This is a genomic window from Pseudohongiella nitratireducens (genome assembly GCF_001642735.1).
Lineage (GTDB): Bacteria > Pseudomonadota > Gammaproteobacteria > Pseudomonadales > Pseudohongiellaceae > Pseudohongiella > Pseudohongiella nitratireducens.
The window spans coordinates 72,287-88,318 of record NZ_LWHM01000001.1; the positions used below are offsets into that span (position 1 = coordinate 72,287).

Sequence of the window (16,032 nt, forward strand, 5' to 3'; positions counted from 1 at the left end):
CTTCTCTGTATCAATTAAGACACTTTACACTTTTTCTGGAGGTCGGTTAGTCAGCTCTAACAGGTAATGAAAGGAAGAATGCAAAATCTTGCGATCTGAATCTTGACAAAAGCATGATAAATGGACAGAATTCGCACCCTCGATGTGGCTACGTAGCTCAGCTGGTTAGAGCACAGCATTCATAATGCTGGGGTCGGTGGTTCAAGTCCACCCGTAGCTACCACTTCTTCTCTTCATGCTCCCTGAATAATTCATCCACGGCACATCTGCCCGTGTTCGCTTAGTTTATACCTGGCTCGCGTAATATTGATTGTAGCTCCGCGCTCAACTACTATGCAGAAATGCCTCATATCAAGAGAGCGGCCAGGATATTGTTATTCTGCGCGTTGGGATTACTGCTCCTGCGCGCCGCACTGCCTGTGGCACTGCAGTCTTACGTCAATCGCACCCTGGATCGCGCCGAAGATTACGATGGCCGGGTTGGCAATGTCGACCTCTCCCTCCTGGCTGGTAGCTATTCCATAGAGAATATCGAGATCGTCAAATCAAACGGCCTCGTCCAGCAACCTTTATTCAGCACACAGCAACTGCGCTTTTCACTGTTATGGTCTGCATTACTGGGCGGCACAATCGTTGGCGAAGTCGATTTGACTCAACCAGTGCTGAATTTTGTGGACAGTACCGCAGAAGAAGAGCGTCAGTCCGGGGCTGGTGAGCCCTGGCTCAATATTGCTAATGACCTGTTTCCTTTGCGTATCGATCATCTGCAAATTCGCGATGGGCGTGTTGTTTTTCTAAACTCGAATGCCTCTCCCCCGATTGATGTCTCTTTGCAGGACATTAACCTGATCGCCCTAAACATAGCCAACAGTCGCGACCTGGCCAAAGAGCTTACAACGCTTGTTAGTGCTACAGCCAATACGACTGGCAGTGGCAATCTGGCCTTCGATGTTTCCCTGACCCCCAACACACAGTTACCAACTTTTGATATCAATCTTGAAGCAAGTGATATTGGCCTGACTGACTTTGAGAACCTGCTCAATTATTACGCGCCTTTCGACCTCGAAGCCGGGGAGTTAGATCTGGCGCTTGAAATGGCCAGTGATGCAGGGGAGCTGACCGGCTACATGAGACCCGTACTGCATAATATTGATGTCTTTTCCTGGAAGGGAGATGTCGAGGAAGATGGGGACGGTCTGTTCCGCAATCTGGCCGAGCTATTTACCGGTGCGATAACGGAAATTTTCGAGAACCAGGCCAGCAATCAGTTTGCCACCGAAGTTGAGTTCTCAGGAACACTTGATGAGCCGGACATTGATACATTCGCCGCAATAGCCGCAATATTACGTAACGCCTTCGTCGATGCACTGGAGGCCCGGATCGACAACAGCATTAATCTGGAAGCAGACTGAGTAATCGACAACCGATCAAATATCACGCATGGTCGTATGGGTCACAGAAATGCGCCGACACAATGTCTCAGCATCACGCCAGAGTGTATCAAGCTCTTCAGCCACATCTGGTGCAATAACATTGTTGATCTGCTCGCGCAGGTTCTCTACACCAGCCCCGTTGATTAGCTGTAAGTACTGAATCGCCTCACCCACTGAGCTGGAGTCAGGGGTTTCGGGTAGCTGCGGGAAAAACTGAACACGCGTAGCAAGTACCTTTTCCGGACCCTGACTGGCGTAATCAGCCAACAGCTGAGCCAGTTCGTGTTCCGTACTGACCATTCGCGACAGGGCTTCCTGATAAGTCGGGTTCACCTCGTTGAGGTGATCCTGCAGGTCGTCTGCAGCGGCACGACATATCACGGCAGTTTTCTCCAGGCACGCTCTGATGGAACGGAAGGTGTCTTGACTGGAATCTGTATTTCCGCTGGCTCTGGACATATATTCTCCATGAAAACGCACGACACACTGGCACTGTAACATAAACCGGCAGGTGCTGTTTCCACTGGCAGCATGTAGCGCAGATCGCTGTTAATGCTGGGTGAGGAACTTTCTGGCAACCCTGAGCAGTATCAACGTCAGTGCCGTCACCATCACTGCCAGATATATCTGATCCAGGGCTACGGCGATTCCGACGCTGGCCACAAGCAGCATGGACGCGGCTGTCGTCAGGCCTTCAACATTATTGTTGCGATGGCGAAAAATTGTACCGGCCCCCAGAAATGCGGTCCCGGTAATAATGGCTTCAACAACACGAACAGGATCTGTACGCATCACCGAAAGAACAGATTCGCTGGAAAAAAACGAGATGATGACATCGGTTAGCACAACGAGAAGGCAGGCCGCACCGCTTAGAATGGCGTATGTACGCACCCCAGCTGGCCGGCGCACCGCCTCCCTTTCCATACCGACCAGTCCACCAAGAACGACTGCAATGAGCACGTGCACGAACATTTCCAGCTGGGCTTGCCAGTTGGGGTCTACAATTTCCATTTTTCATCCTTTGCTTGCCAGGATCTACATTAGTACCCTATATAAGATACCAACGTACAGGCGACGCCTTAAATTCCTGACATGGAAAAGCTAATTCCCCCTTCATGCTCAGGCTGCATTTCAGAAAAACGAAAGCGTAGTACCAGGCCCTAAAGGGTAAAACGCAAAGAAAAATGCATTCTGCGATTATCACCTTCATTGCTACTACCACTGTCCTTAAGCTGCCACCCATAACTAAACGAAGCACTCAGATAAGGCTGGTACTGATAACGAAACCCAATACCCACACTGGCAATCTCAAACGCCTTCTCGTCAGGTAGTTTGTCCTGGTTCCAGGTGTGGGCATAGTCCTGAAAGGCGAACAGGGTCAGCGCATCAGTCGAGCCCGGCTGTAAGCGCCCTGGATCCAGCAACGACAGCATGGGCAGAACCAGTTCCTGATTAAAGTAAAACGCATTATCACCAAGCACCTCCTCTTCTTCGTAGCCGCGCACTGTCGCATTACCACCCGCCGAGTACTGCTCGCTACCCAGCAAGTTACGGTTGGACAACTGTCCACCAGAGTTAACCAGCCATCGCCAGCCATCCGGGGCTTGCTGCAAACGTGTTTCCCGCCTTAAATCGAACGTGAGGTAGGTATAGTCAGCACTGGCATTGAATCGGGTATTGGTAAACGCTTCATCTGAATTTTTTGCTAACAATCCTCCTGGAGAAGCAGTCAAACCAATATCTGCCTGTGTATAACCTCGGCTGTCGCTCAGTGTTGCCTGATACGCGACACGCGCTTGCATGATTTCCGTTTCCGTATTAGTTACTGCAAAAACAAAAGGCGGCAGCACATAATCCAGGTTGTTATCGCTGTATTTATAGTCGGCACTGTATTACTGGCACGTAAACTGAAAGTCGGATTATCCTGTCCATAGCGGCGGGAAGTGTCCCGCACCGTGAGCGTCACAGGCCGGGGGTTTACTTCCAACGTACCGTGCTGATATTGAATGGTATAGTTACTGTTCGACGCGCCTCGTGCGACTATGTCAAAACCGCCCACACCAGAGTAAGCAGCATCATCAATAACCAGACCACTGATATCTGAAGCACTATCAAAACTGGCAAGGCCGCTGTAGGTCACCGAATAGTCTGGTTGACTGTCCAGGTAGTCGATACTCGCATCCTGCACCCGAATGTTCAGCAACCGGGGGCTGATGCTAAGTGTGCCATTACGATAGTTGATGTCATAGTCACTTAATGAATTAGCGCCAGATGGAACAATATTGTAATTACCTACTGGTGAATTTACCTGGGCTGTTGTGCTGTAGTTGATCGTAAATCCATCAAACAGGCTGTCATCATCACTTCCCACAAAACCAGAGTAAGAGGAAGTAAACGCCGGGTTTGCCTCGCCGTATACACGAGACAGGTTATCTGCAGTGACCAGCAACTCCTTGTTCGGTCCGACGGTCAATGTCCCATCCTGCAGATTTAGACCATAGCCAAAATCTGACAGCACAACACTGCCTGTGGCGATATCAATATTGTAATCACCATTTGCAGAAGAATTGCCAGCAGTGGTCGATAGCGTTGGCGTGCCGGTAAAAACATCAGCCTGGCTGTCCCCTCCCACCAAACCGCTGACACTGTAGCTCAGGGTCGGGTTTGCTGCCCCCTGGGTACGACTGACATTATCCGCCGTCAGTGTCACTTCAGGTGCCAGTGAATATACGAAACGGTTGCCTGATTCAGTGATGGATGAAGGCAAATCAGCAGCGTATGTGTGATTGTATAGAGGCGAAGCCGACAACCCTCCCTTGCTGATATTGTCAGGCGTGTCGGAATAAATTAAAAAGCGACCATTACTGCCTGGCAGTACGGCATTGGCACCAGCCTGATTGGCAAATGCGCCACTACGAGATGCTATGATGACATTGGCATTCGTGCCCGATGACAACTGAGTGCCCGCCAGAAGCTGAATGTTATTGTCAGCAAGAAATGTTATCGCCCTGCCGGGGCCCATATCAGACAAATCAGCAGCCACTGCTAATGCAGAGTTACCGGCATCAATCAGGATATCACCTTCGAAACTCGCTGATGCGGACAAACTGTCAGCAGTCGTCTGAAACCTGGCAATCTGATTGGTAGTATTATTAATATTGATCGCACTGCCCCAACCCGCATTCTGACGAAGAATATCCAGGGTTCCGGCCTTTATCGATCCAGCCAGGGTTATGCTCCCAAGTTTACGTTCAACAGCTGGCGGTAACTGCACCCCAAAAGGCTGTGCGTCATTATTTTGTTGAATCTGCAGTGTTGATACATTTATTTCACTTCCCGCAGTAGAGCTGATGTCCCCCCCTTGATCTGCAGGATCACCAACGCCCGCACTTAATACCAGTTCACCATTTGCTCCGCTCAGGTTGTTTTCAATCGAGATAGCGCCAGCTGACTTTAATGTAAGGCGGCTATTCGATGACCAACTAACCGGTGCTGACACCAGGATACTGCCAGGGCTAAATGAAGCCGTTGAATAATTTGACGCCTCAACGACAACATTCGCTGTTGCCAGGTTCTGTTCTATCACTGCGTTATTGAACACACCGTTCGCGGTATCATTGGATGCTGTACTGATCACCGCCTGCGCTGGATCCAGCCAAAGCGTACCCGTTTCCCCGCTGGTTGAGCGCAGATCAGCATTACCTGTGTAATTCAGTATTTCTCGCCCGGAGATCTCAACAAAAGCACCATCACCAGAATCACTGCCACCCTGACCATAAATATTACCCGCGAAATCGGTTTGCCTGTCAGACCAGACAATGGCTGTCCCGGCATCAGCCTTCTCAGCTTTGGCTGACACATCAATAAGGGCGCTGTCACTCACATTGACATTGGCTGCATTGGCCAAATCAGGGTTCTGGCCCGCACGACCACCACCGACATTTATCTGCCCACCATCGCCAGACGCTGATCTGGCCTCTAATGTGCCAGAAACATCAATATCGCTACCCTGTGACGTTAACAGGATGCGACCTTCCCGTTGCGTGACTCCGGTCGCACGGACGATACCGCTCTGGTTGATGGCCAACTCGTAAGCGTTGCCCCCGGCGGCCAGCCCTACCGTGCCATTTTCAGCATTAAGTTCACCCGCGTTTTCAACCACTTGTGCAATTAAAATGACATCACCGTTGTCGGCCGTAATCTGCCCAAGGTTGATCACGGCAGCATCAGACTGCCCCGCAAACGTCAGATCGCCACCATCAAGAAAATCAGAATCGGCAACATCCAGCGCCGATGCGATAAACTCTGCGGTATTGATATTTGCTCCTTCGCCGACCAGCACCCCATTCGGGTTAATCACATAAACGCGCCCATTGGCACTCAACTGGCCTAACAGTTCAGAAGGATTAGCACCCGTAACGCGATTTAGAACGGCGGCATCCAGGTTTAATTGCGAAATATCAACGCGTTGATCCGCATCAATTGAGAAACTGTCCCAATTAATCACACCAAACTGGCTGAGTTGCTCTATCAACATCGATTGTTCGGCCGCATCAATCTGGATATCACCATATTGCATATTGGCACCTATCGGCAGAGCCAGTGCCGTGTATGAATTGCCCAGACCGAGGACAGCACTGACGGAGTAACTGATCACACGACGACTGAGACTGGCTTTGGGGTTATTTACATCCATGACGAAACCTACCAACTGCAACGAATATACCGACTAATTATCCGGCTCACAGAACCAGGGACAATTTGCAAAAATTATGAATTTTGCCCAATATTATGGATAAGCAAAAATATCGGCCTCAAAGTGCAAAACAACCGGGATACTAGTGAGCCAAAATCAGAGGAAGAAAGCATCAAACTCCATCCACAGGTCACAATGGAATTTCGAAGCCCCTGATTTCCCCCTACCTAACGGCGCTGGCATTGGCCGATTGCAGATGTTGCCATTCCCCAGCGGCGTGACACTTTATCGTTCGGAGCTCAACGTCGAGAAGCGCTGCGAAATTGATGCGGCATCTGACCCGAACGAACTGCGCAATTTGATCTGCAGCCAAATCCACCTCAGCGGCGAATCGCAATTACTCACACCGGATCAACACCTTCACAGCACGGATCCAGACACCGGCCTGATTTTCCGACTGAGTGAAACAGACACCCGGATTCTGCTGCCACCCAAGCAAATTATTCGCCATATCGGAGTTTCCTTTGAGATAGGCCAGTTAAGCGAACGGGTGCAGGATCTTCCAGAGGCGCTGTTACATCTATCCAGAAGCTCGCCCACGCAGGCATCACAGGTGCTTCCTGTTAACATCACACCACGGTTACGACGCCTTTGTGCCGATGTATTTCCTATTGCGGCCAATAACAAAGCGAACATGCTCATGCTGGAGGGGTTATCGATGGGCATCTTTGCGCAGATAATCGAAAATATCCTGCCCGCAGATAAAGACGCCTTTGAACCGACCTTCCGTGAATCAGAGCTGATTGAAGATATCACCAATTTCATCACCCACAATTTGGGCGACAAATTACCCGGCGAAGATATTGCCAGTCATTTTTCGATCAGCAAAAACCGGTTGAACTCGCTTTTCAATCACATGCATAACCAGAATATTAATGAATATGTGCGTAACCAGCGGATGTTGAAAGCTCACCAGCAAATCAGTGAAACCGATGCCCTATCAAAGCTATTGCTGCCGCAGTAGGCTATAATCACGTCAGTAATTTCGCTATAGCCTATCGCGACCATTTCGGAGAGACGCCCGGGAAAACACAACGCCAGTACCGCAGCTAGAGAAGCAAACAGGAAATCAGTGATATGAGTTCGGAAAATCAGACGCAGTCAAAACAGTCCGACCCGGAAATTCAGACCGAACTGGATCAACCGGTTACACCACAAAAACGAGGCGGTTTTCTCGGCAATCTGGCTTTTAACATTCTGATTCCGGTGATTGTGCTGAGCCGGTTCAGCGGCGAGGACAGCCTGGGGCCAAGCTGGAGCATCGTAGTGGCGCTGGCATTTCCCATAGCCTACGGACTGTGGGACTTGAGAGAGTCAGGCAAAGTTAACGCCTTTTCAGTCATCGGGGTAATCAGCGTATTTTTGACCGGAGGCATTAGCTTACTGGAGCTTGATCCTCAGTACATAGCCATTAAAGAGGCTGCTGTGCCTGGTGCCATTGGCCTGGCGGTGCTAGGCAGTCAGTTTACCAAATACCCCCTGGTTCGCGTGCTGATACTTAATGCCCAGCTGATTCGCGTGGATGCACTCCATACCGCGCTTTCCACTAAAGGTAACACCGCCTTGTTTGATCGACGCCTCTCCCAGGCTTCCTGGATTGTGGCTTCATCGTTCTTTCTGTCATCGGTGCTTAATTATGTGCTGGCTCGCATGATACTGACTGCGGCTCCTGGAACTTCAGAATTCAGTGAGCAGTTAGGTCGCATGACGGCCTTAAGTTACCCGGTTATCGCCATCCCCAGTATGATCGTTTTGCTAATCGCCATCTGGTTTGTGTTCTCGCAGATACACCGATTAACGGGCAAGAAACTGGAAAGTTTTTTAGTCGATGCCGGTTAATTCAGCCTTGTCAGGCTTGGGGAAAAGTTACCAGGTGATCCATATCCAGCTTAATGCCGATATGGCTATCCACATCATGATTATGGTGACTGGGAACCAGGCTCAGGATCTGCACACCACTGGGTAAGGCCAGCGTATAAAGGTAAGCCGCACCACGGAAGGCTTTACTAACAACTTTGGCAGTAAATTCACTGTCATCATCATGCAGCACATCATCCGGTCTCACCAGTACAGACTTTCGTTGTCCGGCTTCTGGGATCTTTGCAGAAGTCACCGTATCGGAAGTACCGGACAAGATCCCCAATTCAGTGCTGATATCTCCATTATCCAGAACCGTGCCGGGTAGAAAAACGCCCTCACCGATAAAATTGGCGACGTACGCTGAGACGGGTTCGTGATAAAGGGCAAAGGCATCTCCCCACTGCATCAGTTTACCGCTACGCATCACGCCTATCACATCAGCCATGGCAAACGCTTCCAGCTGATTATGGCTGACAAGAATGGTTGTAATGCCATCAGCTTTCAGGATTTGCCGAATCTCTGCTGCGATTTGCTCTCGTAACTCCACATCCAGACTGGCAAAAGGCTCGTCCAATAACAAAATGCGCGGCCGGGGCGCCATTGCCCTGGCGATTGCCACACGTTGCTGCTGCCCACCAGACAACCGGTGAGGGTAGGCATCCAATAAATCATCTATATGCAACATGGCAGCCAGTTCATTGACGCGTTTCCGCTTGGCAGAGCGCGTCCAGCCCTGCAGGCCGAAGGATATGTTGTCCTTGATACTTAAATGGGGAAATAACGCATAATCCTGGAAAACCATGCCTACCTGGCGCTTTTCTACGGGTAAAAGCTTGCCTGGCTCACTGACCGCATTGCCAACAATCTGTATCTGTCCCTGAGTCACTGACTCAAAACCGGCGATGGCGCGTAACAATGTTGTTTTGCCACAGCCACTGGGGCCCAGCAAACAACCGATATCTCCTGTTTCCAGCTGCAGGCTGATATCGTGCACAATTGCAGTCCCGCCGAGTGACACCGAAATATTATTTAGCTCAAGGGCCTTGGTCCTATCGATTGTCATGACGCTTCTCTTTCTCAGACGATTTTCCGGGACGGGATGATGAAATCGACAAGCTGATCAGTATGACGGGGATAATACCCGCCAGTACAATCATCAGTGCGGAGGCTGCTGCCTCCGTCAACCGTTCCTGATTGGCCAGCTCATACGTGCGAATAGCCAGGGTGTTGAAATTAAAGGGCCGCAATATCAAGGTTGCAGGCAACTCCTTCAACACATCAACAAACACCAGCAAGGTGGCAGTCAGCAAGCTGGTTCGTAACATGGGCACATGGATTCGCCGCAGGATTTGCCATGACCCCATCCCCATGGAGCGCCCGGCATCATCCATGGTTGGCTTGATCTTGCCCAGTCCGGCATCAATTGTGTTCATGGATACCGGCAAAAAGCGCACTACGTACGCAAAGACCAGTGCTGTCAAACTGCCACTTAGAAGCAGCCCGGTCGAGATACCGAACTGCGCCTGCATCCAGGCATCGAATGTATTGTCCAGCCAGGTGAAAGGTATCAGCACACCGACCGCAATCACCGTGCCCGGTACAGCATATCCCAACCCCAATACCCGGACGGACGAGCGCATAGCCAATCCTGGCTGCAACCGCTTTGAATAACTGATAAACAACCCCAGACCCAATGCGATCAATGCAGCGATAAACGCCAGCTTCAGGCTGTTCCACATCAACTCACCAAAATTGCTGAAGTCGACCAGGGCGCGTGTATCCCATGCCCACCAGGCGAGTTGCAAAAACGGAATCACAAACCCCAGCAAAACAGGTAAGCCGCAATAGATCATCGCCGCCCAGCATTTCCAGCCACGCAGTCTTGGCCTGGGAAGTTGTGAGTACTTGCTACTGGTGTGGTGGTAACGCGACCGCGAACGCGACCATTGCTCCCCTATCACCAGACAGAAAATAAAGATCAGTAACACGGCGGATAGCTGGGCGGCAGCAGGAGCGCTGCCCATACCAAACCAGGTCCGGAAGATGCCGGTTGTGAATGTCGACAGGCCAAAATATTGCACCGTGCCGTAATCAGCCAGCGTTTCCATCAGCACCAGCGACAACCCGGCAAAAATAGCGGGCCGGGCCAATGGCACGGCTACCCGGCTGAATGAGCGCCACGGCGAAGCGCCCAGGGTTCTGGATACTTCCAGCACACACACGGATTGCTCAAGAAAAGCGGTACGGGATAACAGATAGACATAGGGGTAGAGAACCAGCGCCAGCATTGTCATGGCCCCTCCGCTGGAACGGATACTGGGAAACCAGTAATCCCCAAAACGCAGGTCGAAGGTCTCGCGAATAAATCCCTGTACCGGCCCGGTAACATCCAGCATGCCGGTATAGGTGTAAGCAATAATATAGGCAGGCATGGCCAGCGGCAGGACCAGTGCCCACTCCAGTATTCGGCTACCGGGAAAGCGCGTCATGGTTACCAGCCAGGCCGGAGCCACACCAATAAGCAGCACCAGCAGGGCAACACCCAGCATCAATAACAGGGACTGACCGATATAGGACCAGAGCAACGTATCCGCAAGATGCTGCCAGGCACCATCACTATCCTGGCCAATGGAGGAGAACACCGTCAACACAGGCGTACTAAGCAGCAGGCACAGCAATAGGATGCCAGCCAGCGTGATATGTCGGGCGTTAATACCAGAAGGGAGATACCCGCGCGGGGTATCTCGAATTGATTGCGGTAGGCTCAAAATAAAACCAGCTAAGGACTATCTCCAGCCGGCTCTGTCCATCAGTCGCACGGCTTCGGCATTATGGATACCTAACTGTTCCAAAGCAAGGTCATCCGCCTTGAAAGCCCCCCAGGAGGCGAGCGTATCACTCACCGGCACGCCTTCTCGTACAGGGTATTCATTATTGGTTTCAGCATACCACTCCTGCGCCTCATCGCTAACCAGGTATTCCATCAGCTGTACAGCTTCCTGACGGTTGGGAGCATGTCGGGCAACAGCGGCGCCACTGATGTTGATATGCGCACCACGACCTTCCTGGTTTGGCCAGAACACGGCAACACGTGAGGCCTGCTCACGCTGATCGTCCATCGTTGAGTTAATCATGCCGGCAAAGTAGTAAGTATTAACTAGCGCCAACTGGCACTGTCCAATAGCCACGGCTGCAATCTGGTCACGGTCACCACCCTGAGGGGAGCGAGCAAAATTCTCTACCAGACTCTGCGCCCATTGCTGGGTATCATCCAGACCATTATGTGATACCAGTGATGCGACCAGTGACTGGTTATAAATATTGGAAGAGGATCGCACGCAAATATCGCCTCGCCATTTTGGATCTGCCAGTGCTTCATAAGTAGAGAGCTCAGACGGGTCGACGCGCTCTTTGTCATACACAATAACCCGTGAGCGCAATGAGGCGGCAAACCACTGATTATCAGAGTCCCGGTATTGACTGGGCACTTGTCGCATCAACACATCTGAATCGACAGACTGGAGCAAATCGGCTTCTTTGGCACGCCACAAACGCCCGACATCAACCGTCAACAACACATCAGCCGGTGAGTTGGCTCCTTCCAGTTCCATACGGGTGGTCAGTTCATCTGCGCCAGCCGTAATCAGATTGACACGAATACCGGTTTCATCCGAAAAGCGGTCAAGCAGAGGCTTGATCAGGTTTTCTTCCCGTGCCGAATAGACATTCACTTCAGCTGCACTGGCTTGCTGACCAGATAAGGTTGCAAGCACCATAATGGTAAGTGTAAACAAGCCAGATAATACTTTTCGCATGGTCGCCTCCCGGCAGCTGATTCATGTATCTGAGAACGTATGATTCCTGAGAACAAATGATAATTGCTCTCATTTATACTTTCAATGAATATCCAGTGAATATCGCAAAAAGATAAGACAGATAGAACCTTAGTCGCCGCTAGTTGCCCTTTGCACGACCACCAACTGTGACATAATGCGTACATCAGGCGCCCCGAACCAATGAAAAGGATAATAACGCATGAAGTTTACTTGCCGCTTTCCTACCCCATCTCTCCTCATGACATTCTTAACCCTGTCCACACTCGCGGCTTGTAGTGGTGGCTCGGAAAATGCAGACAATCATCCGTCAACAACCGCTGGCGACTACAACCTGACCTTGAGCATGTCTGAGTACATGGCTCATGTACTGGAGCCGACAGCTGATGAGCTCTGGGGTTCTGCCGGGTGGATCAACGACAAGTTTGAAGGCTATTACGAGTTATACCCCACTGATGACGAAGGTTGGCAACGGGTAGAAAACTTCAGCGCCATGATTGTCGAGGCCGGCAATACCCTCTTGCTCCCTGGGCGTGTACAGGAGGGCCCCTGGAGCACGTATGCCCAGGCATTAAGCGACGTTGGACTGCGTGCCATGCAAGCCAGCGAGACCCAGAACGAGGAGGATTTTTTCCAGGCAGGCGCACAAATTTATAGCGTCTGTACAGCCTGCCACCAAGCGTACAACCCGGATATTGTGTCTAGATTTTGAAGTTAAGATCCTGCCCGGTTCATTGATATGAAGATTTTTTTAGCTCCGACCACCCGTTTTTCCCGAGCGCACGAAACCCTGCGGTGGCTTGGCGGGGTTCTGATGATGTTTGGGCTGTTTTTGTTTTGCGGGTCGGCTACAGCTCATGACTTGACCGGCGGAGACGCCAACTTCGTCGGCAACAACAGTGGCGCGGCTATAGCACCATTTATCTACCTCGGTGCCAAGCACATGATCACCGGATATGACCATATCCTGTATCTGGCTGGCGTCATATTCTTTTTACGCCACCTGAAACACGTCGTACAGTTTGTCACCCTGTTTGCCGTTGGTCACAGCCTGACCCTGATCCTGGCTGTCGCCGCGAACTGGCATGTCAGCGAAGTCCTGATTGACGGAATCATCGCCCTCTCCGTAGTGTATAAAGCCCTTGAAAACATGGGCGGGCTCGACGGCCTCGGTCGTTGGAAGCCGGACAGCCGCGTCGCGGTTTTTGTCTTTGGCCTATTCCACGGCCTGGGACTGGCCACCAGCCTGCAAGCCATGGCACCAGCGGAAGACGGGCTGCTTATCAATCTGCTGAGCTTTAATATTGGGGTGGAGATTGGCCAGTTGCTCGCGCTGAGCTTACTATTTTTACTGTTTACGCTGCTGCGACGCCAAAGCACTTTCGAGCGCTATGCCTTTGCCAGTAATACGGTGATTATGTGTGCAGGTTTTATTTTCCTGCTGATACAAATCGGCAACGGATTGATTGCGGTTTAACATCGGCACGATGAAAGTTGAGGACGATTAAATGACAACCACCCGCAGCAACAAAAGCCCGGAAAGAGTCCGGAAAATTGCCATCGCCAGCACTGGCGCATTTGTCCTCGCGCTGGTGATCTTCATTGCCGTCGTCCTGCCAGCGGAATTTGACCGCGACCCACTGGGAACCGGGGCATTACTGGGTCTGGATGCGCTCAATAGTGAAACAGTAGCGGCCTACCAGCCGCATCTAGTTCCTCACAAGACAGATGAGGTCGAGCTGATTCTCGAGCCTTTCCAGTCACTGGAATACAAATACCGACTGGACGCAGGTAGTGGCATGGTCTTCAGTTGGGAGTCCAGCGGCCCTTTATATGTAGACATGCATGCTGAGAACACGGGGACGGAGAACGGTGGCGAAGCCAGCTTCCGCATAGAGGAAGAGGCTCAAAACGGTATGGGCGTATACACTGCCCCCTTCATTGGCCTGCACGGCTGGTTCTGGGAGAACCGAACACTGGAAACAGTGGTATTACGGATTCATGCCGCTGGCTTCTTCATTGATGCGACTGAATTTCGTAGTGGTGGGTCGACTACCTCGGCGCCAGAGGCTGTTTTTGGGAATTGAGTATGAGCGGTCAGGGTATCATTTCACGCACCTCAGCCGACCACTGCCTAGCGCCTCTCACCCGGCAGCCGAAAACTCGCCAGAGGAGCGAGTCAGGGCACCATAGATCAGGTGGCAAACGACCGCAGCACATCGGGACGGCGCTCGGCGGGCGGAAACTCAGCACGAGGCTTCAGACAGTCCGCCCGCTTTTTCGAGCGACGTCCCGATGTGCTAGACGCGGTCTTACTGTCTGCCACCTGATCTATGGTGCCCTGACCTTGTGCCATGCTTGCTGTGCTGGGAGCACAAACAAAAATGCCCCGGAGGGTTGCTCTGGGGCATTTTATTTACGGCCGGGGTTTTTGCTTTATTGGCCCGGTTTGAGAGCGCTTACTCTGTTGGATCTGAACCATCATCTGGTGCGCCGGTACCTGATGAGCCCATGAAGAGTTTGCGGCCATCCGGGAAAGTAATATCACGGCCATTGGCTCGGCAGGCTGGTGAGCACAGTTGGTCTTTACTCTGGTAACCGGTCACCACAATCTCGGTGCCGATCTGCAGTGAGTTACGCGTGATGCCACGACGCAGTAATGTATTAGGCGTACCACCTTCTGCCATCCAGGCTTGTGTGCTGCCATCTTCAGTCTGGTGATCCAGATGAATCCAGGAGTGCGGGTTAATCCACTCAACGCGTGTGATCGGACCACGTAGTGCGACTGGCAAATCGGCATCGAACTCTGCTGAAAACGCATGGTGAGCCGTTGCTGGCGTATTTACGGTCATTGCAGCGGCGCCGCCGATTACGGCAACTGCTGCCGCGAACAATTTCATTTTCATGCCTTATCACCCCTTATTTCGTGAAATCTTCGTTTTAAATCGTGTCAATCATATAATGCTATAGTAATTCTTAACTAAACCTGAATCCAGCCATCCTAACGAGTGCCTGTGTCTGTCTATCTCAGCCTGGGAGTCGCTGGACGATGTTCAATCGAAAAGCCCTATCAGAATGGCATTCTCATGTCTTCGATAGGCTCCCCTTTACGGAAGCTGCCATACATCAGCTCTTCCACAAACTCGACACACTTGAATTGAGGCAGTTCAAAGCCCTCCTCCAGGCGACGATAAATCGGCATACTGATTGTCCAAGGCTCAGTATAAAGCTGAGGATCAGTGATGGTGGCTTCGTACTGAATGACATTTTCCCCCGTCATGGTATAACGCTCTACCACCGTGGATTCCCAGGAGCGATAATTACCGGCACGGTCATACCAGGTGGAATCCAGCAGCCCTGTTACTTCAACAACGAAAGTATCGCCTTCCCAATAACCGTAAGATTGTCCCATCCATGAGTCCAGTGGAGGCTCACCGGGATCTTCAAGAAACACATTCCTGACCGCACCGGCAAATGAATAGGCAATAAAGAAAGCGCTATCGCTTTGGAAAATCTGGAATGGATGGGGCAGGTAGGTCGCACGCGGCACGCCGGGCATAAAGCATTTGATTTCCGGATCACTGGTCAGCCAGTTTTCGCGGTTTTCATCACGCTGAGCCAGCGCTTCGGGCTTGTAGGGTATATAACCATCATTGGTCGTAATCACGCCCTGACTGGCTGGCACAGCACCAACAGCGCCCATGGCGACCACTTCCGGCGCGGGAACAGGAACAAAATCGCCAGGCACCAGAGCAAAGGCAGATTTCGGTGCAGCCGGCTCCAGGTTGTTATTGGCATTGGACATAACCTGCCAGATACCATTCATATCTGGCTTGCCATCTACCCGGCGAGGAATACCACCATCACTGTTCATGTCCGTGTCAGCAGCTTCCATGGCGTCACCCGTTTGCGCAGACATGTTGTCAGGCGCACAAGCCGCCAGCCCTGCAAGGCTGCCAATCACAACCAACGGCAGGAGATTTAACGCATTTACAGTATTTTTTATTGTTCTTAATACGTTGTTTTCCATGCTTTTTCGTATCCCCAATCACTCAATCTGAATCTGTCACTGATATAAACACTTCGCTATTTTACTGTCAAGGCTCCCAAGAACAATCGTTCGACAACATGCGTATTCCTGGGACGAATG

The 16,032-nt window shown here is 51.3% G+C and carries 16 protein-coding genes and 1 tRNA gene; 8 read left to right on the forward strand and 9 right to left on the reverse strand.

The genetic code is table 11. The features are described 5' to 3' along the window. The first annotated feature begins 146 nt into the window (after positions 1–146). Positions 147–223 (forward strand) — tRNA-Met (locus PSCS_RS00345). A 118-nt stretch (positions 224–341) separates the two neighbouring features. After that, positions 342–1,412, forward strand: a complete 1,071-nt coding sequence (locus PSCS_RS00350; RefSeq protein WP_068809810.1) for a DUF748 domain-containing protein — start codon at positions 342–344, stop codon at positions 1,410–1,412. A gap of 15 nt (positions 1,413–1,427) precedes the next feature. Here PSCS_RS00350 and PSCS_RS00355 read toward each other — a convergent pair whose 3' ends face one another. The 4 genes from PSCS_RS00355 to PSCS_RS00370 all read right to left on the reverse strand — a co-directional run bounded on the left by PSCS_RS00355 (position 1,428) and on the right by PSCS_RS00370 (position 6,129). Beyond that, the gene (locus PSCS_RS00355) at positions 1,428–1,892 is read right to left on the reverse strand and encodes a hypothetical protein (RefSeq protein ID WP_068809811.1); all 465 of its coding nucleotides are present in this window, start codon (positions 1,890–1,892) and stop codon (positions 1,428–1,430) included. A 90-nt stretch (positions 1,893–1,982) separates the two neighbouring features. Next, positions 1,983–2,444, reverse strand: a complete 462-nt coding sequence (locus PSCS_RS00360; protein ID WP_068809812.1) for an MgtC/SapB family protein — start codon at positions 2,442–2,444, stop codon at positions 1,983–1,985. Between the two features lie 149 nt (positions 2,445–2,593). Continuing rightward, entirely contained in the window at positions 2,594–3,235 is a 642-nt protein-coding gene (locus PSCS_RS00365; RefSeq protein ID WP_157885571.1) for a ShlB/FhaC/HecB family hemolysin secretion/activation protein, read from the reverse strand. Between the two features lie 20 nt (positions 3,236–3,255). Then, a complete protein-coding gene (locus PSCS_RS00370) occupies positions 3,256–6,129 on the reverse strand; it encodes an MBG domain-containing protein (protein ID WP_068893808.1) in 2,874 nt (957 codons plus the stop codon). Between the two features lie 145 nt (positions 6,130–6,274). Here PSCS_RS00370 and PSCS_RS00375 point away from each other — a divergent pair, with 145 nt between their 5' ends. From PSCS_RS00375 to PSCS_RS00380, 3 genes are read left to right on the forward strand one after another with little or no spacing between them, the layout of a single operon-like run. Beyond that, positions 6,275–7,153 (forward strand): helix-turn-helix domain-containing protein, encoded by an 879-nt coding sequence (locus PSCS_RS00375; RefSeq protein WP_157885572.1) that lies wholly within the window; start codon positions 6,275–6,277, stop codon positions 7,151–7,153. Continuing rightward, a complete protein-coding gene (locus tag PSCS_RS16370; protein ID WP_397387137.1) occupies positions 7,138–7,242 on the forward strand; it encodes a hypothetical protein in 105 nt (34 codons plus the stop codon). The genes PSCS_RS00375 and PSCS_RS16370 overlap by 16 nt, the downstream gene beginning before the upstream one ends. Positions 7,243–7,266: 24 nt before the next feature. After that, positions 7,267–8,028 (forward strand): VC0807 family protein, encoded by a 762-nt coding sequence (locus PSCS_RS00380; RefSeq protein WP_229694591.1) that lies wholly within the window; start codon positions 7,267–7,269, stop codon positions 8,026–8,028. A gap of 10 nt (positions 8,029–8,038) precedes the next feature. On the opposite strand, the gene PSCS_RS00385 is transcribed toward PSCS_RS00380, so the two are convergent. The 3 genes from PSCS_RS00385 to PSCS_RS00395 are packed head-to-tail and all read right to left on the reverse strand — an operon-like array spanning position 8,039 to position 11,864. Next, the gene (locus PSCS_RS00385) at positions 8,039–9,106 is read right to left on the reverse strand and encodes an ABC transporter ATP-binding protein (protein WP_397387138.1); all 1,068 of its coding nucleotides are present in this window, start codon (positions 9,104–9,106) and stop codon (positions 8,039–8,041) included. Beyond that, on the reverse strand, positions 9,099–10,817 hold the full coding sequence (locus PSCS_RS00390; RefSeq protein ID WP_317621766.1) for an ABC transporter permease: 1,719 nt from the start codon (positions 10,815–10,817) through the stop codon (positions 9,099–9,101). The genes PSCS_RS00385 and PSCS_RS00390 overlap by 8 nt, the downstream gene beginning before the upstream one ends. Before the next feature lie 18 nt (positions 10,818–10,835). Continuing rightward, complete coding sequence (locus tag PSCS_RS00395; RefSeq protein ID WP_068809817.1) at positions 10,836–11,864, reverse strand: Fe(3+) ABC transporter substrate-binding protein; 1,029 nt, start codon at positions 11,862–11,864, stop codon at positions 10,836–10,838. A 220-nt stretch (positions 11,865–12,084) separates the two neighbouring features. Between PSCS_RS00395 and PSCS_RS00400 the strand changes: the two genes are divergently transcribed. Genes PSCS_RS00400 through PSCS_RS00410 form a run of 3 tightly spaced genes read left to right on the forward strand, consistent with a single transcriptional unit; the run spans position 12,085 to position 13,969 of the window. Beyond that, complete coding sequence (locus PSCS_RS00400) at positions 12,085–12,594, forward strand: hypothetical protein (protein WP_068809818.1); 510 nt, start codon at positions 12,085–12,087, stop codon at positions 12,592–12,594. 27 nt (positions 12,595–12,621) lie between these two features. Next, on the forward strand, positions 12,622–13,359 hold the full coding sequence (locus PSCS_RS00405; protein WP_082866706.1) for a HupE/UreJ family protein: 738 nt from the start codon (positions 12,622–12,624) through the stop codon (positions 13,357–13,359). Positions 13,360–13,390: 31 nt separating this feature from the next. Then, positions 13,391–13,969: a hypothetical protein gene (locus PSCS_RS00410; RefSeq protein ID WP_068809819.1), complete on the forward strand. Its 579-nt coding sequence runs from the start codon at positions 13,391–13,393 to the stop codon at positions 13,967–13,969. Between the two features lie 372 nt (positions 13,970–14,341). On the opposite strand, the gene PSCS_RS00415 is transcribed toward PSCS_RS00410, so the two are convergent. Further along, complete coding sequence (locus tag PSCS_RS00415; RefSeq protein WP_068809820.1) at positions 14,342–14,788, reverse strand: DUF6152 family protein; 447 nt, start codon at positions 14,786–14,788, stop codon at positions 14,342–14,344. Positions 14,789–14,952: 164 nt separating this feature from the next. Next, on the reverse strand, positions 14,953–15,912 hold the full coding sequence (locus PSCS_RS00420) for a hypothetical protein (protein WP_068809821.1): 960 nt from the start codon (positions 15,910–15,912) through the stop codon (positions 14,953–14,955). Positions 15,913–16,032: the final 120 nt, after the last annotated feature.

Coding starts and splice junctions, on each gene's coding strand:
- PSCS_RS00350 (WP_068809810.1), top strand. CDS start 342: ATGCCTCATATCAAGAGAGCGGCCAGGATATTGTTATTCTGCGCGTTG.
- PSCS_RS00355 (WP_068809811.1), bottom strand. CDS start 1,892: ATGTCCAGAGCCAGCGGAAATACAGATTCCAGTCAAGACACCTTCCGT.
- PSCS_RS00360 (WP_068809812.1), bottom strand. CDS start 2,444: ATGGAAATTGTAGACCCCAACTGGCAAGCCCAGCTGGAAATGTTCGTG.
- PSCS_RS00365 (WP_157885571.1), bottom strand. CDS start 3,235: ATGCAAGCGCGTGTCGCGTATCAGGCAACACTGAGCGACAGCCGAGGT.
- PSCS_RS00370 (WP_068893808.1), bottom strand. CDS start 6,129: ATGGATGTAAATAACCCCAAAGCCAGTCTCAGTCGTCGTGTGATCAGT.
- PSCS_RS00380 (WP_229694591.1), top strand. CDS start 7,267: ATGAGTTCGGAAAATCAGACGCAGTCAAAACAGTCCGACCCGGAAATT.
- PSCS_RS00395 (WP_068809817.1), bottom strand. CDS start 11,864: ATGCGAAAAGTATTATCTGGCTTGTTTACACTTACCATTATGGTGCTT.
- PSCS_RS00400 (WP_068809818.1), top strand. CDS start 12,085: ATGAAGTTTACTTGCCGCTTTCCTACCCCATCTCTCCTCATGACATTC.
- PSCS_RS00405 (WP_082866706.1), top strand. CDS start 12,622: ATGAAGATTTTTTTAGCTCCGACCACCCGTTTTTCCCGAGCGCACGAA.
- PSCS_RS00410 (WP_068809819.1), top strand. CDS start 13,391: ATGACAACCACCCGCAGCAACAAAAGCCCGGAAAGAGTCCGGAAAATT.
- PSCS_RS00415 (WP_068809820.1), bottom strand. CDS start 14,788: ATGAAAATGAAATTGTTCGCGGCAGCAGTTGCCGTAATCGGCGGCGCC.
- PSCS_RS00420 (WP_068809821.1), bottom strand. CDS start 15,912: ATGGAAAACAACGTATTAAGAACAATAAAAAATACTGTAAATGCGTTA.